This is a genomic window from Microbacterium sp. Beta, from assembly GCF_005502545.1.
Taxonomy (GTDB): domain Bacteria; phylum Actinomycetota; class Actinomycetes; order Actinomycetales; family Microbacteriaceae; genus Microbacterium; species Microbacterium oxydans.
In genome coordinates, this window is sequence record NZ_SCOG01000001.1 from 274,817 (window position 1) to 300,128 (window position 25,312).

Below are 25,312 nucleotides of genomic sequence, written 5' to 3' on the forward strand. Positions count from 1 at the left end.
GGCTGACGGTCGCGGGCTGTCCGCTGCCAGCGTGTCGGCACTGTCGGCATGTCCGCCGCGGCAAGGCCGAGGTCCAACGCGCCGGGAAGAGACACCCCCGAAGGAATCAGCCGAGCAGGTTCACCGGGTTGAAGAGGTCGGCGACCAGGAGCAGGGCACCCATCGCGATCAGGGCCACGGCGACCACCACGGTGAGTGGTACGAGCTTGGTCGCGTCGACGGGTGCCGGCGGGGGTCGACGGAAGAGCTTGGCCCATGCGCGCTTGATCCCGTCCCACAGCGCGACCACGATGTGGCCGCCGTCGAGCGGGAGCAGCGGGATCAGGTTGAACACGAACAGCGCGATGTTCAGCGAGCCCAGCAGCCCGAGCAGGAACGCGAAGCGGTTGAGGATCGGCGCATCGGTCGCGGCGACCTCGCCGGCGAGGCGACCGACGCCGACCACGCTCAGCGGGCCGTTCGGATCGCGTTCACCGCCGGTCACGAGGGACACGCCGACATCCCAGAGACGCACAGGGAGCGTGACGATCATCGATGCGACGCGCGCCGTGCTGTCCGCAGCCATCTCCGGCCCCGCGGTCAACGGCTGCTGCACGTATCCCATCTGCGCGCCCATGCCGACGTAGCCGACCTCCTTGACCACGGGCTTGCCTGTGTCGTCCAGGATCGGCTGGCCACTCGCATCCGTGATCGTGCGTTCCGCGGCGATCGGCGTGAGATTCAGCGACTTCTCGGCTCCGTCGCGCCGCACGACCATGTCGATCGTCTCACCCGGGGACGCCTGCACGATCGCGGTGGCCTCGGCGAAGGTCGACACCGGCTTCCCGTCGACCGACACGATCACGTCGCCCGGTCTGATGCCGGCTTCCGCTGCCGGAGACGCGGGATCATCCGGCGTGCACTCGGTCGCTGTGGAACCCGCCGGGACCACGCACTCGGTCACCGAAGCGATCGTGGTCGTCCCCTGCTGCACACCGATGCCGGACAGCAGCACGGTGAAGATCACCGTCGCGAGCACGAGATTCATGGCGGGCCCGCCGAGCATGACGACGACGCGCTTCCACACCGGCAGCCGGTAGAAGACGCGGTCTTCGGCGCCTTCTGCGATGGTCTCGTCGTTGGCACTGCGAGCATCTTGGATCAAAGAGCGGAAGACGCCCGACGCCGGACCGGAGTTCTTCGATGCCGGATACATGCCCGACATCGAGATGAAGCCCCCCAGAGGCAGCAGCTTGAAACCGTACTCGGTCTCGCCGATGCGCTTGGACCACAGCCGCGGCCCGAAGCCGATCATGTACTGGCCGACGCGCACGCCGAAGAGCTTCGCGGGGACGAGGTGCCCGACCTCATGCAGGCCGATCGACAGCCCGAGGCCGATCAGCATGAAGAGGATGCCGGCCAGATAGAGCAGGAATTCCACGTGCCAACGTTAGTGCCCCCAGCTAGGAATCCGCCCGGCGCTGCGGCACGACTAGGCTGTCAGCGTGAATGCCCGGCAGCTGCGACTCGTGCGTGCTGCCGCCGTCTCCTCCGTGGCGACACTGCTCGCGGCGCTGTCCCACACGCTCGGGGGCGGTGCGGCTCCGCATGTGCTGCTGATCGTCGCGGTCACGAGCCTGATCACCCCGCTCGCGGCTCTCCTGGTCGGAGTCCGACAGTCACGCGCCAGGGTGGCCCTCGCCGTGTTCCTCGGGCAGGCCGCCTTCCACGTCGTGTTCCAGGTGCTGGGCTCGCCCACCGTGGCGGCGCCGATCGCCGACGGTGGACACGCCCATCACCTCGACCTCTCCCTCCTCGCATCGCCGTCCCCTGCTGCGGCCCCCGGCGCGCTCATGCTCTCGGCGCACCTCGTCGCGGCTGTGCTGACCACGCTGCTGGTGTGGCACGGCGAGGCGATCGTCCGGGTGGTCGCGCGCTGGGTCGATGCCCTCCTCCGACGTGCGTCCGCAGTGGTGCCCGCGCTGCACCGCCGTCCGGCGCGTCTGCGCTCGATGGTCTTCTCGCCGTTCGACGCCGCGGTCTCGTCCGCTCTGCCGCGACGCGGACCCCCTGCTCTCCTGCGCGACTGATCCGTCGCACTCGAACACGCCACCCGGACACGCGTGGCATCCCTTTCGCGGAGACGCGCCATCGGCGTGCCCGCACATCGATCAGGAGATCTCATGACCCGCAACACCCGTACCCACCGTCTGCGCCTCGCCACCACCGGCCTCGTCGGCGGCCTTGCCCTTGCCGTCACCGCACCCCTCATGGCCGGAGCGCACGTCGGGGTCAGCCCCGACGAGCTCGCCGCCGGGGACCACGGCGTCCTCACGTTCTCGTTCTCGCACGGCTGTGAGAACTCGCCGACGACCGCGCTGCGCATCACGATGCCAGAGGGTCTCGCGTCCGTCTCACCGACCATGGACTCCGACTGGGACATCCAGGTCGAACGGGGCGACGACGGTCTCGTCAGCGCTGTCACCTACACCGCGGTCGCGCCCGTTCCCACGGATCTCCGCGGCGCAGTGAGCATGGGCGTCGGACTGGATGAGGACACACCGGACACTCTGGCGTTCCCCGTCGTGCAGACGTGCGTCGAGGGTGCCACCGAGTGGACGCAGCTCGCCGAGAACGGCGAAGATCCGCACAGCCTCGATGCGCCGGCGCCGGTCGTCTCGGTGACCGCTGCCGCAGCGGACGGACACGGTGAGCACGCCGGATCCGATGCCGCGGCGGAGGCCTCGAGCCCGGCCACGGCGTCCGACCCCCTGGGCGTGGCGCTCGGAGCCGGAGGGCTGCTTGCCGGCTTCGCCGGACTGGTCGTCGCGATCGTCGCCTACCGCCGTCGCGCCTGACCGTGGGAGCGGCCTCTCGTGCTCCGGGATCCGGCACGCGAGAGGCCGCTCGCGAGAGGTTCTCACCCCGGTCATGAGATCATTGATGCGCCATGTCGATTGAACAACAACCGAGCCTGCCTCCCGTGCTCCGCCCCGCGAACCCGCCCCGGCGTGAGCTGTCCGAACTCGCCTCCCGCTTCGCCCGCACCGTCCGCGGCGATGTCGACGGCGTGGCCCTCACCGGCATCACCCTCGCCACCGCGGACCTGCGCCCCGGCGAGGCGTTCGTCGCGATCCAGGGCGTCAACCGGCACGGCGCGGACTTCGCCGCGACCGCCGCCGAGAAGGGCGCCGTCGCCGTCATCACCGACGAGGCCGGAGCGGTCATCGCGGAGTCCGCCGGCCTCCCGATCCTCGTGGTCGACGATCCTCGCGCGGTCCTCGGCAACCTCAGCGCCTGGGTCTACGGCACCGGCGCGGACGATCCGCTTCCTCTGCTGTTCGCGACGACCGGGACCAACGGGAAGACCAGCGTCTCCCACCTGCTCGAGGGCATCCTCGACCAGATCGGCGTCGTCACCGGACTCTCCTCCACTGCGGAGCGCCACATCGCCGGCGAGGTCATCGTGTCGCGCCTGACCACCCCCGAGGCCTCCGAGATGCATGCACTGCTCGCTCTCATGCGGGAGCGAGCGGTCGAGGCCGTCGCCGTCGAGGTCAGCGCGCAGGCTCTCTCCCGTCACCGCGTCGACGGCATCCTGTTCGATGTCGCCGGATTCACCAACCTCAGCCACGACCATCTCGACGACTACGCGGACATGGAGGAGTACTTCGAGGCGAAGCTGCCGCTCTTCCGTCCCGACCGCGCCAAGCGGGGCGTCATCTGCCTCGACTCGCCGTCGGGAGCGATCGTCGTCGAACGTTCCGAGATCCCCGTCGTCACGGTGGGCACTCCGTCGATCGCCGCCGACCCCGAGGCCGCCCGCGCCGCGGACTGGGTCGTCGTCATCGACGACGAGCGTGCGGCCGGAACCACGTTCACGATGACCGGTCCGGCCGGCTCCCTCACGACGACGGTCCCGGTGATCGGTCCGCACATGGCCGCCAATGCGGCTCTGGCGATCGTGATGCTCCTCGAGGGCGGCTATGCCTGGGATCGCATCACCGAGGCCCTGACCCGCGACGGCGGCATCCGCGCCTATCTGCCAGGACGCACGCAACTGGTCTCCGGCGACACGGGCCCCGCGGTCTTCGTCGACTTCGGCCACTCCCCCGACGCGTTCGAGAAGACGCTCGCCGCCGTCCGCCGCGTGACTCCCGGCAAGGTGCTGATGCTGTTCGGCGCCGATGGCGACCGGGACGCGAGCAAGCGGTTCGACATGGCGCGCACAGCCGTGGAGGGCAGCGACATCCTCGTCGTCACCGACCACCACCCCCGCTTCGAGGACCCCGCATCCATCCGGGCCACTCTCATCGACGGTGCGCGCCGCGCGCGACCGGACGCTGAGATCCATGAGGCCTCACCGCCGGAGAACGCCATCGTCACCGCCGTCGGCCTGGTCGGCGACGGCGACGCCATACTCTGGGCGGGACCGGGACATCAGGACTACCGCGACATCCGCGGTGTCCGCACTCCCTACTCCGCACGCGAGCTCGCCCGTCGTGCGCTCCGCGCGGCCGGGTGGCCCGTTCCCGACTCCCGCTGGCCCGTCCCCTACCCCGACGAAGACTGATCGGGATCACCGGGGCGCACCCGCGCTCCGGTGCCGGTGTGCAGGACGATGCGACGAGGATGCCCCCGCGGTCAGGCCGCAGCGATCATCCGGTCCGCCGTCGCGCGCGCCCAGGCCTCCGCCTCGGCGAGCGTCTCGACGGTGAGCACATCGGGCGCGTCATGCGCGTCGACGACGCGGGCGATGGTGTCGACGATCCCGAGGAACGGGAGCCGGCCCTCGTGGAAGGCGTCGACAGCCTGTTCGTTCGCCGCGTTGTAGACCGCGGGGAACGTGCCGCCGGCGCGTCCGACCGACTTCGCGAGAGCGACGGACGGGAAGGCCTCGCCGTCGAGCGGTTCGAACGTCCATGAGGTCGCAGCGGACCAGTCGAGCGGTCGCCCTACGCCTCCGACGCGGTGCGGCCAGTCCAGACCGAGGGAGATGGGCAGACGCATGTCGGGCGGTGAGGCCTGTGCGATGGTGGACCCGTCGATGAACTCCACCATCGAGTGCACGATCGACTGCGGGTGGACCACGACCTCGATGTCGTCGTAGGCGATGTCGAAGAGCAGATGCGCCTCGATCACCTCGAGCCCCTTGTTCACCAGGGTCGCGGAGTTCGTCGTGACCATGCGTCCCATGTCCCATGTCGGATGCGCGAGCGCCTCCGACGGAGTCACCTGGGTCAGCTCGCCACGGCTGCGTCCTCGGAACGGGCCGCCGGACGCGGTGACGACGAGACGGCGCACTTCGGCATGAGTGCCCGCGAGCAGAGCCTGCGCGAGGGCCGAGTGCTCGGAGTCCACCGGGACGATCTGTCCGGGGGCAGCGGCGGCGAGCACCAGGTCGCCACCGACGATGAGGGATTCCTTGTTCGCGAGGGCGAGAGTGCGGCCCGCCTTCAAGGCGGCGAGCGTCGGCCCGAGTCCGATCGAGCCCGTGATGGCGTTGAGCACCACATCGGCTTCGACGTCACGGACGAGCTGCTCCGCCTCGACAGCACCGAGAGCGGTGGATTCGATCTGGAACTGCGCGGCCTGCGCCTCCAGCAACTCGGCGTTGGAACCAGCGGCGAGACCGACCAGCTCGAAGCGACGAGGATTGGCACGGATCACATCCAGCGCCTGGGTGCCGATGGAGCCGGTGGAGCCGAGGACGATGACGCGACGCATACCGCCAGCCTAGGTCACGCCCGCGGCTCCGCACCGGCTACTGCTGAGCCTGAACCGGTGTCGTCGCGAGGATGTCGACGACGAACACGAGGCTCTCCTTCTGCAGTTCGTGTCCCTCGCTCGCGCCGTACCCGTCGGAGGGCGGCATGACGACGACGACCTGCGAGCCGACCTTCTGGCCCTCGAGGGCCTTCTGGAAGCCCGCGACGACGCCCGTGGTCTGGAACTGCGTCGGAGCGGCATCGCGGCTCCAGCTGGAGTCGAACTCCTTGCCGTCGGACCACTTCACGCCCAGGTACTGCACGACGACGAGATCGCCCGCGCCCACGGTCGCGCCATCGCCCTGCTTGAGGACGGCGACCTTCGTCTCGGTCGGCGCGTCGCCGTCCGGGATCGTGACGGTCGGAGCGCCCTTGTCGTCGAGCTTCACCGTCGGCATGCCGGGTGTCGGGTCGACCGGTGTGCCCGTGGCCACCTCCGGCAGCTTCTCGACCGCCTCCGCATAGACGACCTTGTTCGTGCCGCCGTCACCGAAGACCTTGCCGGGCAGCGCGAGCACCACCTGTGTGCCGAGCGGCTGGCACTCGAGCGCGGCGATGAAGAGCGACGCGCTGTTCTGGTCGAGGAGGACGGAGGCCTCGCCGCCTTCGTTCCGGGCGGAGGAGTCGACCACCTCGCCGGTCGCGGCATCCACGATCTGGAACTTCACGCCGACGAGATCGTTCGCGAGCACCTCATCCCCATCGCCCTTGGCCACGATGGTCCGTTCCACGTCAGCGAAGGCGGCATCGGCGGGGACGGTGATCTTCGCGTCAAGACCTTCGCCATCGACCGTCACCGCATCCGACGTCTCTCCGGGCTGCGCGTTCAGCAGACACCCGCTCGACGCGGACGGCGAAGGGGTGCCCGAACTCTCGGGCGCACCGCCACCGGCACAGCCGGCCAGCAGGAGGGTCGCCGCAGCGACAGTGGACAGGACGAGGAGCGGACGCTTACGCACAGTGAGACCTCAGGATCGCGGGCGGGAATCTCCATCCTGCCTCATACCCCTTTGCCCGCGCTGGGAGGCGCGGCGCAAGTCTTCATTCCCACGCCGGCATGGATCCGGGAGTAATCTGCTCTGATGACCTCTGAGCAGTCCGTCGAGCCCGAAGCCTCGTCAGAAGAGGAATCCTCACCCGAGACGACTGCGAAGCCCCGTCACGCCGGGTTCGCCTACACCCTGGGGCGGAGCCTCATCACCCCGCTCGCTCGTCTGGTCTATCGGCCGCGGATCGAGGGGCGAGAGAACGTGCCGCTCGAAGGCCCCGTGATCTTCGCGAGCAACCACCTCTCGTTCATCGACTCGATAGCCATCCCGGTGGCCGCGCCCCGCCCCGTGCACTTCCTGGCGAAGTCGGCGTACTTCGAGGGCACCGGCTTCAAGGGCTGGATGAGCAAGACCTTCTTCGAGTCGATCGGCGCGATCCCCGTGCGCCGGGGAGCGGGACAGGCCGCGCTCGATGCCCTCGACCTTCAGCGCCAGCTCCTCGATGAGGGCCTGGCCGTCGCCCTGTACCCCGAGGGCACCCGCTCCACCGACGGTCGTCTGTACAAGGGCCGCACCGGAGTCGCGTTCCTCGCGTTGCAGACGGGCGCTCCGGTGGTCCCGGTCGGACTCATCGGCACCGACAAGGTGATGCCGGTCGGAGCGAAGATGCCGACCCTCAAGGAGCGCATCACGGTGCGCTTCGGCGAGCCGCTCGACCTCTCGCCGCACGGCCCGGCCACCAGCGGGCGCGCTCGGCGCCTCGCGACCGACCAGATCATGGCCGCGATCCACGGCCTCTCCGGCCAGGAGCTCGCGGGTGCGTACAACGAGGCACCCGCGCAGGGAACCATCGAAAAGATCAAGCAGGCTCTTCCGCACGAGCGTCGCTGACCGTCCCGTCGTCGCGATCGCGGCGCGGCTCAGGAGAGAGCGCTGACCCTCGCCTCGTGACGCACGGGGAAATTCATCGAGTTCGCGATGAAACACCATTCGTTCGCCTGGGTGTGGGCGCGTTCCGCAGCCTCGATCATCGACTCCTCGGCGACGACGACCTCAGGATGCAGCATCACCTCGACGAACGATCCTCCGCCCGCTCCGTCCTCGCGCATCATTCCTGTCGCCCGGTCGCGATAGGACACCACCACGACGCCGGCCGTGACACACGCGTGGAGGTAAGACAGCAGGTGACACTCGGAGAGCGACGCGAGCAGCAGGTCCTCCGGATTCCAGCGTGACGCGTCGCCGCGGAAGGGCTTGTCCGCGGAGGCGAGGAGATCGGGCTTGCCCTCGATCTCGATCGTCACATCGCGTCGGTAGTCGCGGTATCCCGTTGTCCCGGTACCGGTGTTGCCGGTCCAGGTCGATGTGAGCGCATAGCGGTGTTCGCCGAGAGTGCGAGGACTGGTCTCTGCCATGCGACCAGTCTGTCAGGCTCGTCCGACGCGACGCGAGCAGCCTCGCACGCCGAGCTAGAGTTGACGGGTGCTGGAGACTCTCACCGTTCAGGATTCCGTGGAACTCGCCGTCGTCGAGCGGAGCGGATTCGTCGAATCCCGCCACGCCGGCGCGGCCGTCGTCCTCTCCCCCGACGGCGACATCGTCGCCCGACACGGCAACGCCGACGCCCTGATCCTGCCGCGTTCGAGCCTCAAGCCGCTGCAGGCGATCGCCTGCGTCACGGCGGGCGCCGTCCTCGAGGGCGAACAGCTCGCGCTCTCGACGGCGAGCCATGTCGGCACCGATCGGCATGCGTCCGTGGTGCGCGACATCCTCACAGAGGGCGGACTGACAGAGGACGACCTGGGCTGCCCCGCGTCGTGGCCGAGCGACTCCTCGACGCGCGATGAACTCGTGCGCGAGCACGGTGAGCCCACGCGCGTGCGCATGAACTGCTCGGGCAAGCACGCCGCGATGCTCCGCGCCTGTGTCGCGACCGGCTGGCCCACCGACGGCTACCTCGACCCCGCCCACCCGTTGCAGCAGCACATCAGGGACGTCGTCGAGCGCCTCACGGGTGAGAAGATCGCGCACACCGCGATCGACGGGTGCGGCGCGCCCGTACATGCGACGACCCTGACCGGTCTCGCACGCGCGATCCATCGAATCGGAACGGCGTCCGACCGCTCGCCGTTCGCCCTGCATCGCGTCGCCGGTTCCCTGGTTCGCGCTGTACGGGAGAACCCGTGGACGATCGAGGGCCCGGGTCGCCCTGACACGATCGCGACGGAGAAGCTGGGCGTGTTCACGAAGCACGGCGCCGAGGGCGTCATGGTCATGGTCGCCCCGAACGGGACGACGGTGGCTCTGAAGATGCTCGACGGCGCGACTCGTGCCTCGACGATCGTGGCCGCCACCCTCCTGGCGCGCGCGGGCGGTCTGACCGATGCGGATGTGGCCGCCCTCGGCGAGGCTCTCCCCCTCACTGTGCTCGGCGGCGGTGCCGACGTCGGTGCCATCCGCCCTGGCGCGGGCATCTGACCGGGAGCCCCACCTCCGACCTCCCAGAGCTCCTCACGGCGACAGCTCGGCCACGTGCACTCTTCGTGGCAGCTCAGCCCCGATCACGGACCACGCTCGACCCGCATGCGGACGGGCGTACGGGGGCAACTCGCGGGCGCCGATCAACTGGCGGAGATCAGCCGGACGCTCGCAGCGGATGAGGACCTCGCCCAGGGATCGCACCCGTTGCCAGAGTGTCCAGTTCCGCTGCCAAGCCTCCGCATCGCCCACCACGACGCACGGCCGATCGGTCTCCGCCGGCTCCGCCCCCGGTTCCCTCACCTCGCAGTCCGGATGCGCGCGACGCAGACGGGCGATGACCTCCTGAGCCCCGGCGGTGACGATCGCTGTGAGCGCGGACGTCGGCCGCCACACCGCTGCCGTCTGGTCCGTGGGCCGATGGGACTCCGTTTCGTCGGCCCACGCCAGCTGAACCTCCTGATCGCCGATCCTCGCGCGCCCCGGAGCACGATCACGAAGGAATCCGGACGGCTCGCCTCCTGCCGCCAGATGCTCCAGCTTCGTCGACATACGCAGCAGCGCGCGACGCGGCAGGAGATCGAGCATACGTCCCCAGGCGCCGCTCGCCCTGGCCGCGGTCACCACGAAGGTCGTGCCGTGGGCCGTGCGAAGCACCTGCTCCCAGCGCTGGACGAGCTGATGGCCGTACTCCGGCGGCAGGCTCCCCACCAGCACATCGACATCGTCGCAGAGAACCACGGTCGGAGGTCGCCGGCTGCCGTCCGCCCATGCGGAGAGCAGATCCCACGCCTCCTCGGCATCGCCGGACATCCATGAGGTGTCATCGCACTGGGATGCCACAGTCCTCAGCAGTGTGGTTCGGCCGGAACCGGGCCCGCCCAGAACCGCGATCCCCCGTTCGCGCCCGCATTGCAGGAGAACCGGAGGTTGCGCCTGCCGGTCGGGGTCGTCAGCGCGTCCGATGACCACGGTGTCGGAGCCCACGCCGGCCTCGCCGAGGAGCTCACCGAGTGGGAGAAGCGAGGGCAACGACGGCAGCCAGGGACTGGACGGCTGACCTCCTGCCGCCCATCGCTTCGCCACCTCTCGGAGGTCGGATGCCTCCGTCAGGGCGACCCGCAGAGCGAGGGCCTCCTGGTCCGTCGGTCTCCGCACCAGAGCGAGCCCCCGTGATCCCGGGTCCCCGGGGAGCGCTGCTGCCGCCTCGCTGCCGAGCATCAGCCGGCTGTCGGCAGCGTCGCTCACGCGGAGGCTGATGCGAAGGGGGCAGTTCGCCGCCAGGGCCTCTCTGACCACACCGGAAGCTCGCTGCGTGCCGAGGATCAGATGCATGCCGAGCGCACGGCCACGGGCGGCGATATCGGTGAAGACCGCGCCCAGGTCGGCGTGCTCCGCGAGCAGCGCTGCGAACTCGTCGACGACGATCACCAGCCTCGGTATCGAGACCTCCCGCACATCGCGAGCCCCCGCCGCCGCGAGCAGTGCCTCCCGTCGGCGGAGCTCCGCCGTGAGGCTGGAGACGCCACGTCGTGCCCCCGCGTCATCGAGATCCGTGATGACGGCGACGACATGCCGAAGTGCACGCAGCGGCTCGAACGCGGTGCCACCCTTGAAGTCCGCGAGGACGAAGGTCACCCGGTCCGGCCCGTGTACCGATGCCATCGCGGCGACCCAGCTCACGAGCAGTTCACTCTTCCCCGTCCCCGTCATGCCGGTCACGAGCGCGTGAGGACCGTCGTCGACGATGTCGACCACGATGCTCCCCCGCTCGCCCCGGCCGATCGCCGCCGCCAGCCCTTCCACCTCGTGCGGTTGTTCGAGTTCGTGAAGCGCCACCGAATCGGGAGGCGCGCCTGCCTCGTCACCCCGGTGCGCGATCTCGCTGGACAGCACTTCGGCCTGCCTCGACGAGAGGAACTCGACGGCGACGGCTGTCGTCCCGCTCGCCGTACGCAGCGTTGCGAGCCCCGGCTCCACGATGTCGATCACCGCCGTGACACCCTCCGGCACCTCCCCACCGGGAGCGGCTGTGCAGATCAGCGCGTCCGCGTCCGGTCTCTCCCCGGCGCAGGGCCCGACCCCCAGCCGGAACGCCCTGCGACGAGTCCGTCGTGCATGGGGCAGGCCGCCGAGTCCCCAGCCGACGAGATCGACCTCGAGGAGGTCGACGCCACCTGTCGGAACGAGCGAGAACTGCGCGGACCCGAAGCGTAGACACAGCTGCAGGATCAGAGCTCGCGCGGCGGCGGCCGTCAGCGGACCCGCTCCTCTGAGACAGATCCCTCCCCCCAGTGGCACGATGACGGGCGAGGCGTCGAGGACACGGCATCGTTCGCGGAAGGCTCGTCCGCGCTCATCTTCGCCCCCGGTGCAACGGACCTCGCTCGCTGTCGGGGCCGAGCCGACGACGACCCAGGTCTCCTCATCGACGGGTTGCGTTCCTCGAAGCGGGGATCGCACGATGCAGGTCGCGGTGTCAGGGCGGCGCTGCCACAGCGCCCTGCGCTCCTCGCTGTGGCGGCGGACCAGCTCGGCCTCCGCCGTGGCCCACCCCTCCTCGATCTTCTGCTCTCCGCGTCGCCGTTCCCGACGCCGGAGGCGAGCCGCGTCCACCAGCGATGCCCCGATCATCAGGGGCCCCAGTGCCGCGAAGCACAGAGCCAGGAGCGAGCCCGAGATCGACCACAGCACCACGCCGGCGGCGATCGGCACGATGGCGGCCAGGAACGGCACAGGAGCGCGGTGATGTGGTGCCTGCGCGGACGGCAAGGCGATCGGGAGGGAATCCATGCCCTCTTGTCGATCGCATCGCAGGCCGTGGGCGCGCAGTCTCCACAGCCTCAGGACACTATTGAGCGGTGTCCTCGATCGGGGAGGAGGAGTCGTCCTCAGACGTTACCTGGACGATGATGAGCGTCACGTTGTCGCGACCGCCGTTCTCCAGGGCCGCCGCGAGCATCGCATCGACGGCCGCCCCCGGGTCGTCGTGCTCGCGGAGGAAGTGCTGGATCCCGTAGTCGGTGAGCTCCTTGGTGAGACCGTCGGAGCAGACGACGAACCGGTCACCGGGTCGCACGTCGATGGAGACGTAGTCCGGCGCCGTGAGTTCGCTCGCACCCACCGCGCGGGTGATGACGTTGCTGTAGGGGTGCCCTTCGGCTTCCTCCGGGCTGAGCTTGCCTGCCGTGATCAGTTCCTGCACGACCGAGTGATCCGTCGTGATCTGCACCAGCTTGTCGTCCCGAAGGAGGTAGACGCGGGAATCGCCGATGTTCAAGGCGATCCACTGGGCCTCGTCGCCCTCGGTATCGAGGTAGACGCCCGTGAGCGTGGTGCCCGTGCCCTCGTCCGTGGTCTCGGGGTGGTCGGCGATGTCGCCGACAGCCAACTCGAGTGCGCTCTCGATCGACGGACGATCGACCTTCCCCGACGAGACGATGGCCTGGAGCCGCGACACCGTGCTCTGACTTGCGATCTCGCCACCGGCATGGCCGCCCATGCCGTCTGCGACGATGAACAGCGGATAGTCGGCCAAGAAGGCGTCCTGGTTCGTCTCGCGACGGCGCCCCTGATCGGTGATACCGGACCAGGAGAGCAGCAGCGTGCGCTGCGCAACCGTGATCCGTTGCGTCTTCGTCTCAGCCACGTGCTGCCTCCGATGGGCCTGCGGCGGGTCGGACGGTCGCAGGATACTCACAACACATCGTAGTAGAAGTCACGTACACCGCGATCACGCTCGTGCGTCCGGAGCCGCCGACGAAGGCAGCGAGCCCGCGAGAACTGAGCCGAGAAGCAAGATGTGACCGGGGGTGCCTGCGCGGTACGGGGACGAGAGCATATCGTCCACGTTAGCGGGCGCCGCGGGTGGAGAACCAGCCGCGACAGCACAGAGCCCCCGACAGGAGTCGGGGGCTCTGTGCCAGACGATGCCGTCTCGTCAGATGATCACGCCGGCGGCTGTGTGGGATCCGTGGGCGGAGTCGTGGGCGATGCCGGCGGTGCGGCGGGGGGAGCCGTCGGCGCCGCGGGCGGAGCCGACGGCGCCGCGGGCGGAGCCGACGGCGCCGCGGGCGGGGTGGCCGGAGGGACCGGTGCGCCGGTTGCCGGTGCAGCAGGCTGCGCGTAACCGGGCTGTGCAGGCGGCGCGTAACCGGGCTGCGCCGGCGGGGCGTAGCCCTGCGGGCCGGGCTGAGCGTAGCCCTGGGGCGAACCGTAACCAGCGTTGGGAGCTGCAGCCGATGCCTGAGCGGGGATGCCGTCCCAGACCGTCCGGTCTCCGAGCAGGCCGTTCGCTGCCCAGGACGCGGGCTGGATGGCCGGGTTCCACCGCGACTTGTCGAAGGCGTTGATACCGAGCCACACCGGCGGCAGGAAGAAGTAGAGCACGACCCAGACGGCGTCCTTCTGCAGCTTCAGACCAACGCGCCATGCGGCGATCAGGTCGATGACGCGACCGGCGATGCCGACGAGCGGGAGGATCAGGAACCAGCCGAGGAACGGGATGATCGCCCCGACGATGCCGGCGCCCATGAGGTACAGGACGAGCCAGGGGCTCAGATCACCGAGCTTGTAGAAGATCATGGTGCTGTAGACCGGCACCCAGGCGCGCCACTTGCCCTGCACGCCTGCCTTCTCGAAGATCTTCATGTAGAACCACGAGTAGAGCGCGTAGATGGCGAGTGGCAGGATCGTGTAGACCAGGATCAACGCGACGACCGCGCCGCCTGACAGGCCGTCATAGCCGTAGTAGTCGTTCATGGTTCCCTCCAGAAGTTCATGACGGGTCATCATGCGCTGAACACACTAGCGCTTCCCGGGGTTTCCGCGCATGTCCCTTACGCCGTCGGGCGCGTTCGGGGGAATCTCTCCCGCGGAAACGCGATCGTCCACGGTGAGCCGGTCACTCCTCGACGACCAGCTCCCAGACACCGTCGTCCTCACCGTCCCGGAAGACCAGCCCCCGCCTGTCCGCCCACGCACGGAAGCCCCGAGCGGACGTGACGCGCGGTCGCTCCTCGGCGATCGCACGCACGAGCAAGCCCTTGGACTTCTTGTTGAAGTGATTGAGGGCTCTCCCCTGCTCCGTCACGACACGGACGTACGCAGAAGCGACCGAATCGGGCACCGGGCCCAACGCGGCATAGGCCTCGCTCCGCAGGTCGAGGATGAACGCGGGTGCGGCGTCCGCCACAGCAGCGGATGTCGCGGTGGCCCAGTGGCGTCGAAGGGCAGGAAGCCCGGGAACCGACGTCCCCGCCGCGAGCCGGTACATGGGCACCTGATCCAGAGCGCCGACAGGGCCGAAGGGCGCACTGTGGATCAAGACATGCTCACCGAGCCATCTGCGGGAGGCTGATGACAGGGATCGGGCATCGAGAGCATCGAACAGCACCCCCGTATAGCGATCGATCGCCGGCATCGTGGGCGCCGACCGAAGCGCCCGATTGTGGGCGATGTCGACGCTCTGACGCTCACTCAACTTGAGCACCCGACGCGCAGTCTCCGCGTCGGAAGCGAGCTCGATCAGCGCATCGATGACGGCGGTGCGATGCGCCGACAGAGACGGCAGCTCGAGCGACTCGAGATCGAGTGGCGAACCGTCGCCACCCTCGCGCTTGGTCTCGGACGGCGGGAGCAGGATCTTCATGAAACCTCGGTGGATACAGACGCGTCCGCCTCGGGACCCTTGAGGGTGCCGAGGCGGACGCGTGGAACAGATGCGGCTAGGCGATGAGAGCCGCGTTGCCGGCGACGATCGTCAGGGTGTCGCCCTCCATGGAGAGGAACCCGTCCTGAGCGTTGGCCAGCACCTTGGTGCCATCCGACTGGGTGATGCGAACCTGGCCCTCGGCGAGGATGGCCAGCACCGGCTCGTGGCCGGACATGAAGCCGATCTCACCCTCGACGGTCTTGGCGACCACGAGGCTCGCCTCTCCCGTCCAGACCTCCGCATCAGCGGAGACGAGGCTGACGTGCAGCGCCATGGTCAGCCGTTCTCCTTCTGGATCTTCGCCCACTGCTCTTCCACGTCGGAGATGCCACCGACGTTGAAGAAGGCCTGCTCGGCCACGTGGTCGAAGTCACCGCGGGTGATCGCGTCGAACGACTCGATGGTCTCCTTCAGCGGGACGGTCGAACCCTCGACGCCCGTGAACTTCTTGGCCATGTAGGTGTTCTGCGAGAGGAACTGCTGGATGCGGCGCGCACGCGACACGACGATCTTGTCTTCCTCGGAGAGCTCGTCGACACCGAGGATGGCGATGATCTCCTGCAGCTCCTTGTTCTTCTGGAGGATCTGCTTGACGGTCGTCGCGACGCGGTAGTGGTCCTCGCCCAAGTAGCGGGGGTCCATGATGCGCGACGTCGAGGTCAGCGGGTCGATGGCCGGGTACAGACCCTTCGAGGCGATCTCACGAGAGAGCTCGGTCGTCGCGTCGAGGTGGGCGAACGTGGTCGCCGGAGCCGGGTCGGTGTAGTCATCGGCGGGCACGTAGATCGCCTGCAGCGAGGTGATCGAGTGACCACGCGTCGAGGTGATGCGCTCCTGGAGCACACCCATCTCGTCGGCGAGGTTCGGCTGGTAACCCACGGCGGAGGGCATGCGGCCCAGCAGCGTGGAGACCTCGGAACCGGCCTGCGTGAAGCGGAAGATGTTGTCGATGAAGAGCAGCACGTCCTGCTTCTGCACGTCACGGAAGTACTCCGCCATCGTCAGAGCCGACAGGGCGACGCGCAGACGCGTCCCCGGCGGCTCGTCCATCTGGCCGAAGACGAGGGCGGTCTTGTCGAAGACACCCGCCTCTTCCATCTCGTGGATCAGGTCGTTGCCCTCACGGGTACGCTCACCGACACCGGCGAACACCGACACACCACCGTGGTCCTGCGCGACGCGCTGGATCATCTCCTGGATCAGGACGGTCTTGCCGACACCGGCACCACCGAACAGACCGATCTTTCCACCCAGCACGTACGGGGTCAGGAGGTCGATCGACTTGATGCCGGTCTCGAACATCTGAGTCTTGGACTCGAGCTGGTCGAAGTTCGGCGCCTTGCGGTGGATGGGCCAGCGCTCGGTGACCTCGATCGTCTCACCGGGCTCGAGGTTCAGCACCTCGCCGATGACGTTGAACACCTTGCCCTTGGTGACGTCGCCGACGGGGACCGAGATGGCCTCGCCGGTGTCGCTGACTTCCTGTCCGCGGACGATGCCGTCGGTGGGGTTCAGCGCGATGGCGCGGACGAGATCGTCGCCCAGGTGCTGCGCGACCTCGAGAGTGATCTCGGTGGACTCTTCGCCCATCGCGATGGTGGTCTTCAGCGCGTTGTAGATGTCGGGGATCGAGTCGTGCGGGAACTCGATGTCGACAACCGGACCGTTGACGCGTGCGACGCGCCCGACGACCGCGGTCGCCGGCTGGTCAGCCGGAGCGGTGAGGGTCATTTTCGTCTCTTTCCTGATGGTCTATTTGCTCGCGAGAGCGTCGGCCCCGCCGACGATCTCGGCGATCTGCTGCGTGATCTCCGCCTGACGCGCGTTGTTGCGCAGACGGGTGTAGTCGGTGATGAGCTTGTCGGCGTTGTCGCTGGCCGACTTCATCGCCTTCTGCGTCGCTGCCTGCTTGGCGGCGGACGACTGCAGGAGAGCGTTGAAGACGCGGCTCTGGATGTACACCGGCAGGATCGCGTCGAGAACAGTCTCGGCGTCCGGCTCGAACTCGTACAGCGGGTAAACGGTGTTACCGGCTTCCGACTCATCGGCTTCCGTGATCTCCAGCGGGAGCAGACGCACGGACTCCGGCGACTGCGTCATCATGCTGACGAAACGGTTGTACACGAGGTGGATCTCATCGACGCCGCCGTCCTGTCCTCCACGGGAGAACGCTTCGAGCAGTGTCGCCGAGATCTCCTCGGCGGTGTGGAACGACGGGGTGTCCGTGTCGCCGGTCCACTCCGCGGCCGCAGCGATCCGTCGGAACTGGAAGTATCCGACGGCCTTGCGGCCGATGAGGTAGAACACCGGCTCCTTGCCCTGCTCGCGCATGAGCTCTGCCACCTCGAGACCCTCACGGAGGATCTGCGAGTTGAAGGCTCCGGCGAGACCGCGGTCCGAGGAGAAGATCACGACCGCGGAGCGGGTGATGTTCTCGGACTCGCGGGTCAGCGGGTGATCCACGTTCGAGTGCGTCGCGACGGCCGACACGGCCCTCGTCACGGCTCGCGCGAAGGGGGTGGACGCCTTGACGCGTGCCATCGCCTTCTGGATGCGCGAAGCCGCGATGAGTTCCATCGCCTTCGTGATCTTCTTGGTCGTCTGAGCAGAAGAGATCTTCTGCTTGTAGACCCGGAGTTGAGCGCCCATATCTAGTACCTCACGCGATTACGCGCGACGACCCTTGACGATCTTCTCCTGGTTGACGTCCTCAGCCTCGGCTGCAGCGTGCTCCTCGTGACCGGGGGCGCCGATCGCGTGGCCCTTGCCACCCTGGAACTCCAGGACGAAGGCGTCCGTCTGCTTCTCGAGCTCTGCGACCGTGGCGTCATCGAGGACGTTGGTCTCACGCAGGGTGTCGAGAACCTTGGTGTTGCGACGCAGGTAGTCGAGCAGTTCGCGCTCGAACCGGAGCACGTCCTCGACCTCGACCGTGTCGAGCTTGCCGTTCGTTCCGGCCCAGATCGAGACGACCTGCTCCTCGACGGGGTACGGCGAGTACTGCGGCTGCTTGAGCAGCTCGGTCAGACGCGCACCGCGGGACAGCTGACGACGCGAAGCCGCGTCGAGGTCGGATGCGAACATCGCGAAGGCCTCGAGGGAGCGGTACTGCGCGAGCTCCAGCTTCAACGTTCCGGAGACCTTCTTGATCGACTTCACCTGCGCGTCGCCACCGACTCGCGACACCGAGATACCCACGTCGACCGCCGGACGCTGGTTGGCGTTGAAGAGGTCGGACTGCAGGAAGATCTGGCCGTCGGTGATCGAGATCACGTTGGTCGGGATGTACGCGGAGACGTCGTTCGCCTTGGTCTCGATGATCGGGAGTCCCGTCATGGAACCGGCGCCCAGCTCGTCGGACAGCTTCGCGCAACGCTCCAGCAGACGGGAGTGCAGGTAGAAGACGTCACCCGGGTATGCCTCGCGGCCCGGCGGACGACGCAGGAGGAGCGACACGGCACGGTAGGCCTCAGCCTGCTTCGACAGGTCATCGAAGATGATGAGGACGTGCTTGCCGCCGTACATCCAGTGCTGGCCGATGGCCGAACCGGTGTACGGAGCCAGGTACTTGAAGCCGGCAGGGTCGGACGCGGGAGCGGCCACGATCGTGGTGTACTCCAGAGCGCCGGCCTCTTCGAGCGCGCCCTTCACCGAGGCGATGGTCGAGCCCTTCTGGCCGATCGCGACGTAGATGCAACGGACCTGCTTGTTGACGTCGCCGGACTCCCAGTTGGCCTTCTGGTTGATGATCGTGTCGATCGCGATGGCGGTCTTGCCGGTCTGGCGGTCACCGATGATCAGCTGACGCTGACCACGGCCGACCGGGATCATCGCGTCGATCGCCTTGATTCCGGTCTGCATCGGCTCGTGCACCGACTTGCGCTGCATGACGCCGGGCGCCTGGAGCTCGAGAGCGCGGACGCTCTCGGTCTCGATCGCGCCGAGTCCGTCGATCGGGTTGCCGAGCGGGTCGACCACGCGGCCGAGGTAACCGTCACCGACGGGGACCGAGAGGACCTCACCCGTGCGGGTGACCTCCTGGCCGGCCTCGATGCCGGTGAACTCGCCGAGGACGACGACACCGATCTCGTGCTCGTTCAGGCTCTGCGCGAGACCCTTGGTGCCGTCGGCGAAGACGACGAGCTCGTTCGCCATGACGCCGGGCAGTCCCTCGACGTGAGCGATGCCGTCCGCAGCGTCGACGACGGTGCCGACCTCGGTCGCACCGGCCGCGGTGGGCTCGTATGCGGCGGCGAAGTCCTTCAGCGCGTCACGGATGACGTCGGGGCTGATCGATAGTTCTGCCATTGTCTTCCCTTTGTATCTGGGTGCGCGGTTCCCCGCGCGAAGTCGTGTTAGCCCGCGAGCTTCTGGCGAAGGTCGGCGAGTCGTGCGGAGATGCTGCCGTCGATGACGTCATCGGCGATCTGCACGCGCAGACCTCCGACGACGGCAGGGTCGATGACGACGTTGAGCGAGACCTGACCGTCATAGCGACGCGAGAGCGAGTCGCTCAGACGGTCACGCTGCGCGTCGCTGAGGGCGGTGGCGGTGTGCACGGTGGCGACGACGCGGCCGTGCTGGTTCGAGACGATGTTCATCGCCCTGTCCAGCAGACGACGAACGCGGCGCTCACGCGGCTGGCGTACCAGCGACGTGATGACCAGAGTCGCTGCGGTGCTGGTGGAGCCTTCGGCCAGGAGACGCTCGACGAGCGTGCTCTTGGCGTCTTCTCCCCCGACGCGGCTTCCCAGAGCGAGTTCCAGCTCGGGGTTGGCTGCGATCACCCGGGAGAACCCGAAGAGCTCGCCCTCGATGTCCGTGTCCGGCTCGGCGACCGCTGCGGCGCGGATCGCGAGCTCCTCGATACCGTCGACGAGTTCATCCGCGTTGGACCAGCGTTCTGCGACCACGGTCGACAGAACGCCCTTGGCGCCTGCGGAGAACCCGCCGAACACCGCTGCGACGACATTCTGTCGTGCCGCGGCGGGAGCGGAAGGATCAGCAAGCGCGCCGCTCAGCTGGGACGAGTCGCTCACGGCCCGGGCGGCGGCGAACAGCTCCCGCGCCGTGTCGAGAGTGATGTCCTTCGCTGCGGCAAGCGTCTTGATGGATGCCGCGAGTGCCTGAGTGGTCGCGCTGCCCATTACTGAGCCGCCTTCTCGGATGCCTCGAGCTCGGCGAGGAAGCGATCGACGACAGCGGTCGCGCGTGCGTCGTCGGAGAGCGTCTCGCCGACCACGCCACCGGCGAGGTCGAGGGCGAGCGATCCGACCTCGCTGCGGAGCGAGACGAGAGCGGTCTGACGCTCCGCCTCGATCTGCGTGTGCGCGGTGGCGGTGATGCGTGCGGCCTCGGTGGTCGCAGCTTCCTTCGCCTCGGCGACGATCTTCTTGCCGTCCTCACGGGCGGCCTCGCGGATCTCGCCGGCCTCGGTGCGCGCCTCAGCGAGCTGACGCGTGTACTCCTCGAGTGCCGCCTCCGCCTGCTTCTGCGCCTCGTCGGCCTTGGCGATGTTGCCCTCGATCGCGGCGGACCGCTCATCGAGCATCTTCGTCAGCTTGGGAAGGGCGACCTTCCACACGACGATCAAGATGATGAGGAACCACAGACCCGACCAGATGATGTCGTACCACGCGGGGATCAGCGGGTTGTTCGCCGCCTCACCCTCAGCCGCGAGGTTCGTGACAAGAGCGTTCAGCATCCTGTCTCCTTCAGAAGTCGGTTCGGATTACGGGAAGGGGATGAATCCGACGGCGATGCCGACGAATGCAAGCGCCTCGGTGAAGGCGATACCGATCCACATGAGGACCTGGAGACGGCCGGCCAGCTCGGGCTGACGAGCGACGCCCTCGATGGTCTTGCCGACGACGATACCCACGCCGATGGCCGGGCCGATGGCAGCGAGGCCGTAGCCGATCACCGCGAGGTTGCCGTTGATTTCAGCGAGAACCGTAGTTGCGTCCACGGGTTTTTCCTTTCGTTGGGTGGGAAGGCTGATGCCTGCCCGCTCAGTGTCTAGTGGGCTTAGTGCTCTTCTGCGACCGCGAGCTGGATGTAGACCGCGGTGAGGACGGTGAAGACGTACGCCTGGAGGACGGCGACCAGAATCTCGAAGAGAGTGAAGGCGCCGCCGAAGGCGAGGGTTCCGACACCGAGCGCGGCCCAGCCGCCGCCTGCGGTGAAGAAGAAGAACTGGGTCGCTGCGAAGCAGAGGACCAGGATCATGTGGCCGACCACGAGGTTCATCAGCAGTCGCAGGGTGAGCGTCACCGGGCGGATGATGAAGGTCGAGATGAGCTCGATCGGGGTGACGATGAAGTACACCGGCCACGGGACACCGGCGGGGAAGAGCGAGTTCTTGAAGAAGTTCTTCGGGCTCTTCTTGATGCCGGCGTAGATGAACGTGACATAGCTGACCACGGCGAGCGTGAGCGGCACCGCGATGATGGCCGTTCCCGGCATGTTCAGGAACGGGATGATGCCGGTGATGTTCATGAACAGCGTCATGAAGAAGATCGTCATCAGGATCGGGAGGAACCGATCGCCGTCCTTGCGGCCGAGCAGGTCGTGGGCGATGCCGCCGCGCACGAAGCCCATGCCCATCTCCACCAGGCTCTGGAACCGGCCGGGGACGACCTTCATGCGGCGGGTACCGAGCCAGAGGATGAGGACCACGGCGATCACGGAGAGCAACTGGATCAGGTGGATCCGGTTCACCGGGATGGGGCCTACGTTGAAGAGGATCTCCGGAAAGAACTCATCGATCGAAGGGCCGTGGAACTCGCCGTCGGTGGCAAGTCGGGGGGTCAGGGTCGCAGCGATATTAAACAGCGCGGGCTCCAGCTTCGGGGCACCGGTCAGAACCGGGGCGACGATGGTCGGTGTGCTTCACAGCGCAAGCGCTCGCGGGCGAGCGGCGGGCACGTCTCAACACTATCAGAATCTGAGGGTCCCCTAAGACCGCTGGCCGTCCTCGACGGGGCCGCCGTCGATGTGATTGGCGTTGCCGGGGGCGCGATCTTCGGGAACCTCGGTCGGCAGCGTGGTGTCGCTGACGTGCGGCAGACGCATCTGCGTGAGCACCACGACGTCGATGACGAGCGACATCAGCACACCGGCCACGATCGAGAGGAAGAACACCATCGGCTGCAGCCAGGGCTGACCGGCGAGCAGGATCATCACCACGACGAAGACGCCCAGCTTGAGCAGCCAGCCGCCGAGCACGATCGCGAAGAACAGCTGCACGTAGAGCGGGTCTCCGAACCAGCGATTCGCGATGAGGATGCTGAGGCCTGTGATGCCGAGGAACACGGCCGCCAGCACGACGCCGAGCAGACCGCTGATGAGACCCTCGCCCTGGGCGACGAGGAAACCGACGCCGCCTGCGACGATCGCGAGCACGACGGTGGCGATCGCCGACCAGATCAGGGTCCGACGCAGGATCGGGGTGCTGGAAACGGGGCTCGGGCTCATCAGGACTCCACGGGTGTCGGATCGGGTTCGGCATCCGCAGCACTGCGGCGGGTGGGGCTCAAGGTGACGACGAGGCAGGCGGCGATGCCCAGGACGCCGAAGCCGACGCCGGGCAGGTACTGGCCTGGCCAGTCCTCCCGTGCGCCCACGTACATCATCAGGACCGCCAGGGAGACGACAGCCGTCCAGGCGTAGAAGATCAGCACGGCGTCGCGGTCCCGGTGGCCGAGATCGAGCATGCGGTGATGCAGGTGCTTGCGGTCGGGCGAGAAGGGCGAGCGTCCCGCGCTCATGCGCCGGAGCACCGCGAGGCCGAAGTCCAGCAGCGGCAGCAGCACCACGAGCAACGGGAGCAGGATCGGCAGGAACGCACCGACCAGCTGCGACCGGCCGAGACGCTCGGGGTCGAGGGCCGACGGGTCCATCTGGCCGGTGATCGCGATCGCGGACGTGGCCATGAGGAGGCCGATCACCAGTGCTCCCGAGTCGCCCATGAAGATCTTGGCCGGGCTCCAGTTCAAGGGCAGGAACCCGAGGCACGCACCGATGAGGACCGCCGCGAGGAACGTCGAGAGGTTGAAGTAGCTGGAGGCCCCGGAGTCGCGCGTGAAGATGTATGAGTAGGCGAAGAAGACGCCGTTGGAGATCAGGCACACACCGGCCACGAGGCCGTCGAGGCCGTCGATGAAGTTCACCGCGTTCATCACGATGACGATCGCGAACATCGTGATGGTGATGCTCAGCCAGCTGGACACGACGATGAGGTCGCCGAACGGCAGCGAGAGGATCTGCAGTCCGCCGCCGACCGTGATGACGCCGGCGGCGAGGAACTGCGCGCCCAGCTTGATCATCCAGTCGATGTCCCAGAGGTCGTCGACCACGCCGATGATCGCGATCAGAAGCGAGGCGCCGAGGATAGACCACATCGTCTGCGGGGGGATCCAGATGCTCTGGAAGAAGGGGTTCATCGCGGAGAAGCCGAAGGCCGCGGCGATGGCGAGGAAGATCGCGACGCCGCCCAGCCGGGGCTTGGGCGTGGTGTGCACGTCACGGTCGCGGATGGCGGGGTAGAGCTTGAACCGGAGGCTCACCTTCAACACCGCCCAGGTCAGCGCGAACGTGATCAGGGCGGTGAGGATGATCGTGAAGAGATACTGCTTCACGAATCCCCGTCCTGCTCCTGCGGGTGGTCGTGCCCAGTGTGCGCGTGCTCGGTGTGCTCCTGCCCGTCGTCCTCGGGCTCGAGCAGATCGCCGAGCACCTCATGCAGCTGCTCGCGCGTGACCGCGCCGTCACGGAGGATCCGCACCACGCCCTGGTCGGAGTCGGCGCCTCGACGCACCAGCGACGTCGCGTCGACGATGGTGGACGCGATGCCGTCCTTGCTCAGTCCGTCCGCGAGGTACACCGCGACGCTGTCGCCGAGCATCTTCTCAGCGTCGTACGCGGAGATGGCGGCCGACTCCCCTGTGAGGTTCGCGCTGGAGACCGCCAGTGGTCCCGTCTCCGCGAGCAGTTCGAGGGCGACGCGGCCCTCCGGCATGCGCACCGCGACCGTGCCGAGGGTCTCCCCCAGGTCCCACACCAGCGACGGCTGGGCCGGCAGCACGATCGTGAGTCCCCCGGGCCAGAACGCCTCGACCAGACGCTCCACGGGCTCGGGAACCGACTCCGCGAGGGCGGCGAGGGTCTCCTTGGTGCCGATGAGAACGGGCGGCGGCTGGTCGCGGCCGCGCCCCTTCGCGTCGAGGAGCCTCTGCACCGCCGCCGGGGAGAAGGCGTCGGCGGCGACACCGTACACCGTGTCCGTGGGGATGACGATGAGGTCGCCTCGGCCGATCGCCTGGCGCGCATTGCGCATGCCGGCGAGAAGCTGCGACTCGTCGCTGCAGTCGAAGATGGTTGACATGACGGTTCGATTCTATGCGGCGCGGCCGATGAGCACGCTCGGAGGTTGCTGATCAGGGGCGGAGCGCGGTCGTGGCGCGATCCCGCAGCGTCAGGTCGCGATGCGTCGCCGCCGCACGCCAGCCGTCGACGGTGAGGATCTCCCTGATCGATTCGCCCTGCAGCTCGCCGTGCTCGATGACGAGAAGGCCGCCGGGGCGCAGCAGGCCGAGCGCGCGTCCGCTGAGCACGCGGACGATGTCGAGGCCGTCCTCTCCCCCGTACAGCGCCATGGCCGGGTCGAAGAGTCGCACCTCCGGGTCGCGAGGTACGGCCGCGTCAGGGACGTACGGTGGGTTCGAGATGACCACGGACGCCGTGCCGTCGAGCTCGGGGAACGCGTCTCGCAGATCGGAGAGGACCAGCGTCAGGTTCTCCACTCCCTCCACGTTGCGAGTCGCCCACGCGTGGGCGTCTTCGGACAGTTCGGCGGCGAAGATCCGGGCGTGCGGGACCTCCGTGGCCATCGCGAGGGCGATGGCCCCGCTTCCGGTGCCGAGGTCGATGCCGATCGGGGCGGGTTCCGCGGAGTTCACCAGCGCGTCGATCGCGTATTGCACGACGGTCTCGGTCTCCGGACGCGGCACGAAGACGCCGGGGCCGACGGCGAGATCGAGGTGACGGAAGGGAGCGGTCCCGGTGATGTGCTGGAGGGGCTCGCGTGCGGCTCGACGGGCGACGACCGAGTCCAGCGCCACCGCATCGGCATCGTCGACACGGTCGCCGCGGACGATGGCGGCCTGCACCTCGCCGCGCCGCCTGCCGAGCACGTGCCCGGCGAGGAGCTCGGCATCGACCAGGGGATCGGGGACGCCGACGTCGGTCAGACGCTGGGCCGCCGCGCGGACGACCGCAGCAAGAGAGTTGTCGGACATGACTTCCAGCGTAGGGTGCGGGCGACCGTCACAAAGCCTCACCCATAGACCCCCTCCCCTAGGCTGGTCCCGCAGCGACCCCCGCAC

The 25,312-nt window shown here is 68.1% G+C and carries 25 protein-coding genes; 5 read left to right on the forward strand and 20 right to left on the reverse strand.

All coding sequences use genetic code 11. The features are described 5' to 3' along the window. Positions 1 to 106: 106 nt before the first annotated feature. On the reverse strand, positions 107 to 1,420 hold the full coding sequence (locus FFS56_RS01360; protein ID WP_127012306.1) for a M50 family metallopeptidase: 1,314 nt from the start codon (positions 1,418 to 1,420) through the stop codon (positions 107 to 109). A 64-nt stretch (positions 1,421 to 1,484) separates the two neighbouring features. On the opposite strand from FFS56_RS01360, the gene FFS56_RS01365 reads away from it, so the two are divergent. From FFS56_RS01365 to FFS56_RS01375, 3 genes are all read left to right on the forward strand, one after another. Continuing rightward, positions 1,485 to 2,069 carry a hypothetical protein gene (locus tag FFS56_RS01365; protein WP_052748738.1) on the forward strand — a complete coding sequence of 195 codons (585 nt, stop codon included), beginning with the start codon at positions 1,485 to 1,487 and terminating at the stop codon, positions 2,067 to 2,069. A gap of 93 nt (positions 2,070 to 2,162) precedes the next feature. Further along, the gene (locus FFS56_RS01370; RefSeq protein ID WP_058631282.1) at positions 2,163 to 2,837 is read left to right on the forward strand and encodes a YcnI family protein; all 675 of its coding nucleotides are present in this window, start codon (positions 2,163 to 2,165) and stop codon (positions 2,835 to 2,837) included. Between the two features lie 92 nt (positions 2,838 to 2,929). Beyond that, positions 2,930 to 4,552 (forward strand): UDP-N-acetylmuramoyl-L-alanyl-D-glutamate--2,6-diaminopimelate ligase, encoded by a 1,623-nt coding sequence (locus FFS56_RS01375; RefSeq protein WP_046748254.1) that lies wholly within the window; start codon positions 2,930 to 2,932, stop codon positions 4,550 to 4,552. 71 nt (positions 4,553 to 4,623) lie between these two features. Here FFS56_RS01375 and dxr read toward each other — a convergent pair whose 3' ends face one another. After that, positions 4,624 to 5,706, reverse strand: a complete 1,083-nt coding sequence (gene dxr, locus FFS56_RS01380) for a 1-deoxy-D-xylulose-5-phosphate reductoisomerase (protein WP_046748253.1) — start codon at positions 5,704 to 5,706, stop codon at positions 4,624 to 4,626. A gap of 37 nt (positions 5,707 to 5,743) precedes the next feature. Continuing rightward, a complete protein-coding gene (locus FFS56_RS01385) occupies positions 5,744 to 6,706 on the reverse strand; it encodes an FKBP-type peptidyl-prolyl cis-trans isomerase (RefSeq protein WP_046748252.1) in 963 nt (320 codons plus the stop codon). A gap of 123 nt (positions 6,707 to 6,829) precedes the next feature. Here FFS56_RS01385 and FFS56_RS01390 point away from each other — a divergent pair, with 123 nt between their 5' ends. Next, entirely contained in the window at positions 6,830 to 7,627 is a 798-nt protein-coding gene (locus FFS56_RS01390) for a lysophospholipid acyltransferase family protein (protein WP_046748251.1), read from the forward strand. Between the two features lie 29 nt (positions 7,628 to 7,656). Here FFS56_RS01390 and FFS56_RS01395 read toward each other — a convergent pair whose 3' ends face one another. Then, positions 7,657 to 8,151, reverse strand: coding sequence for an OsmC family protein (locus FFS56_RS01395; protein ID WP_058631286.1), 495 nt, complete (start codon positions 8,149 to 8,151; stop codon positions 7,657 to 7,659). 67 nt (positions 8,152 to 8,218) lie between these two features. On the opposite strand from FFS56_RS01395, the gene FFS56_RS01400 reads away from it, so the two are divergent. Next, positions 8,219 to 9,214: an asparaginase gene (locus tag FFS56_RS01400; RefSeq protein ID WP_046748249.1), complete on the forward strand. Its 996-nt coding sequence runs from the start codon at positions 8,219 to 8,221 to the stop codon at positions 9,212 to 9,214. Positions 9,215 to 9,247: 33 nt separating this feature from the next. On the opposite strand, the gene FFS56_RS01405 is transcribed toward FFS56_RS01400, so the two are convergent. The 16 genes from FFS56_RS01405 to prmC form a co-directional block, all read right to left on the reverse strand. Beyond that, positions 9,248 to 12,007: an FtsK/SpoIIIE domain-containing protein gene (locus tag FFS56_RS01405; RefSeq protein WP_127012307.1), complete on the reverse strand. Its 2,760-nt coding sequence runs from the start codon at positions 12,005 to 12,007 to the stop codon at positions 9,248 to 9,250. 58 nt (positions 12,008 to 12,065) lie between these two features. Beyond that, positions 12,066 to 12,863, reverse strand: a complete 798-nt coding sequence (locus FFS56_RS01410) for a protein phosphatase 2C domain-containing protein (protein WP_046748247.1) — start codon at positions 12,861 to 12,863, stop codon at positions 12,066 to 12,068. A gap of 299 nt (positions 12,864 to 13,162) precedes the next feature. Then, positions 13,163 to 13,975 carry a DUF5684 domain-containing protein gene (locus FFS56_RS01415; RefSeq protein WP_212742656.1) on the reverse strand — a complete coding sequence of 271 codons (813 nt, stop codon included), beginning with the start codon at positions 13,973 to 13,975 and terminating at the stop codon, positions 13,163 to 13,165. A gap of 142 nt (positions 13,976 to 14,117) precedes the next feature. Continuing rightward, positions 14,118 to 14,864, reverse strand: coding sequence for a peroxide stress protein YaaA (gene yaaA / locus FFS56_RS01420; protein WP_127012308.1), 747 nt, complete (start codon positions 14,862 to 14,864; stop codon positions 14,118 to 14,120). A 76-nt stretch (positions 14,865 to 14,940) separates the two neighbouring features. Continuing rightward, on the reverse strand, positions 14,941 to 15,201 hold the full coding sequence (locus tag FFS56_RS01425) for a F0F1 ATP synthase subunit epsilon (protein ID WP_046748245.1): 261 nt from the start codon (positions 15,199 to 15,201) through the stop codon (positions 14,941 to 14,943). Positions 15,202 to 15,203: 2 nt separating this feature from the next. Then, positions 15,204 to 16,658, reverse strand: a complete 1,455-nt coding sequence (gene atpD, locus FFS56_RS01430) for a F0F1 ATP synthase subunit beta (RefSeq protein ID WP_058631290.1) — start codon at positions 16,656 to 16,658, stop codon at positions 15,204 to 15,206. Positions 16,659 to 16,679: 21 nt separating this feature from the next. Then, on the reverse strand, positions 16,680 to 17,576 hold the full coding sequence (locus FFS56_RS01435; RefSeq protein ID WP_046748243.1) for a F0F1 ATP synthase subunit gamma: 897 nt from the start codon (positions 17,574 to 17,576) through the stop codon (positions 16,680 to 16,682). A gap of 18 nt (positions 17,577 to 17,594) precedes the next feature. Next, complete coding sequence (gene atpA, locus FFS56_RS01440) at positions 17,595 to 19,235, reverse strand: F0F1 ATP synthase subunit alpha (RefSeq protein WP_046748242.1); 1,641 nt, start codon at positions 19,233 to 19,235, stop codon at positions 17,595 to 17,597. A gap of 47 nt (positions 19,236 to 19,282) precedes the next feature. Then, entirely contained in the window at positions 19,283 to 20,074 is a 792-nt protein-coding gene (locus tag FFS56_RS01445) for a F0F1 ATP synthase subunit delta (protein WP_046748241.1), read from the reverse strand. Next, on the reverse strand, positions 20,074 to 20,631 hold the full coding sequence (locus FFS56_RS01450; RefSeq protein WP_046748240.1) for a F0F1 ATP synthase subunit B: 558 nt from the start codon (positions 20,629 to 20,631) through the stop codon (positions 20,074 to 20,076). Before FFS56_RS01450 ends, FFS56_RS01445 begins: the two co-directional genes overlap by 1 nt. Before the next feature lie 27 nt (positions 20,632 to 20,658). Then, the gene (gene atpE, locus FFS56_RS01455; protein ID WP_028502887.1) at positions 20,659 to 20,895 is read right to left on the reverse strand and encodes an ATP synthase F0 subunit C; all 237 of its coding nucleotides are present in this window, start codon (positions 20,893 to 20,895) and stop codon (positions 20,659 to 20,661) included. A gap of 59 nt (positions 20,896 to 20,954) precedes the next feature. Then, positions 20,955 to 21,674 (reverse strand): F0F1 ATP synthase subunit A, encoded by a 720-nt coding sequence (atpB, locus tag FFS56_RS01460; RefSeq protein WP_230977929.1) that lies wholly within the window; start codon positions 21,672 to 21,674, stop codon positions 20,955 to 20,957. Positions 21,675 to 21,884: 210 nt separating this feature from the next. After that, positions 21,885 to 22,403, reverse strand: a complete 519-nt coding sequence (locus FFS56_RS01465) for a hypothetical protein (RefSeq protein ID WP_058631294.1) — start codon at positions 22,401 to 22,403, stop codon at positions 21,885 to 21,887. Next, a complete protein-coding gene (locus FFS56_RS01470) occupies positions 22,403 to 23,566 on the reverse strand; it encodes an MraY family glycosyltransferase (protein WP_046748237.1) in 1,164 nt (387 codons plus the stop codon). The genes FFS56_RS01465 and FFS56_RS01470 overlap by 1 nt, the downstream gene beginning before the upstream one ends. Beyond that, on the reverse strand, positions 23,563 to 24,312 hold the full coding sequence (locus FFS56_RS01475) for an L-threonylcarbamoyladenylate synthase (protein ID WP_046748236.1): 750 nt from the start codon (positions 24,310 to 24,312) through the stop codon (positions 23,563 to 23,565). The genes FFS56_RS01470 and FFS56_RS01475 overlap by 4 nt, the downstream gene beginning before the upstream one ends. Before the next feature lie 52 nt (positions 24,313 to 24,364). Beyond that, positions 24,365 to 25,225 carry a peptide chain release factor N(5)-glutamine methyltransferase gene (gene prmC / locus FFS56_RS01480; protein WP_127012309.1) on the reverse strand — a complete coding sequence of 287 codons (861 nt, stop codon included), beginning with the start codon at positions 25,223 to 25,225 and terminating at the stop codon, positions 24,365 to 24,367. Between the last annotated feature and the right edge of the window lie 87 nt (positions 25,226 to 25,312).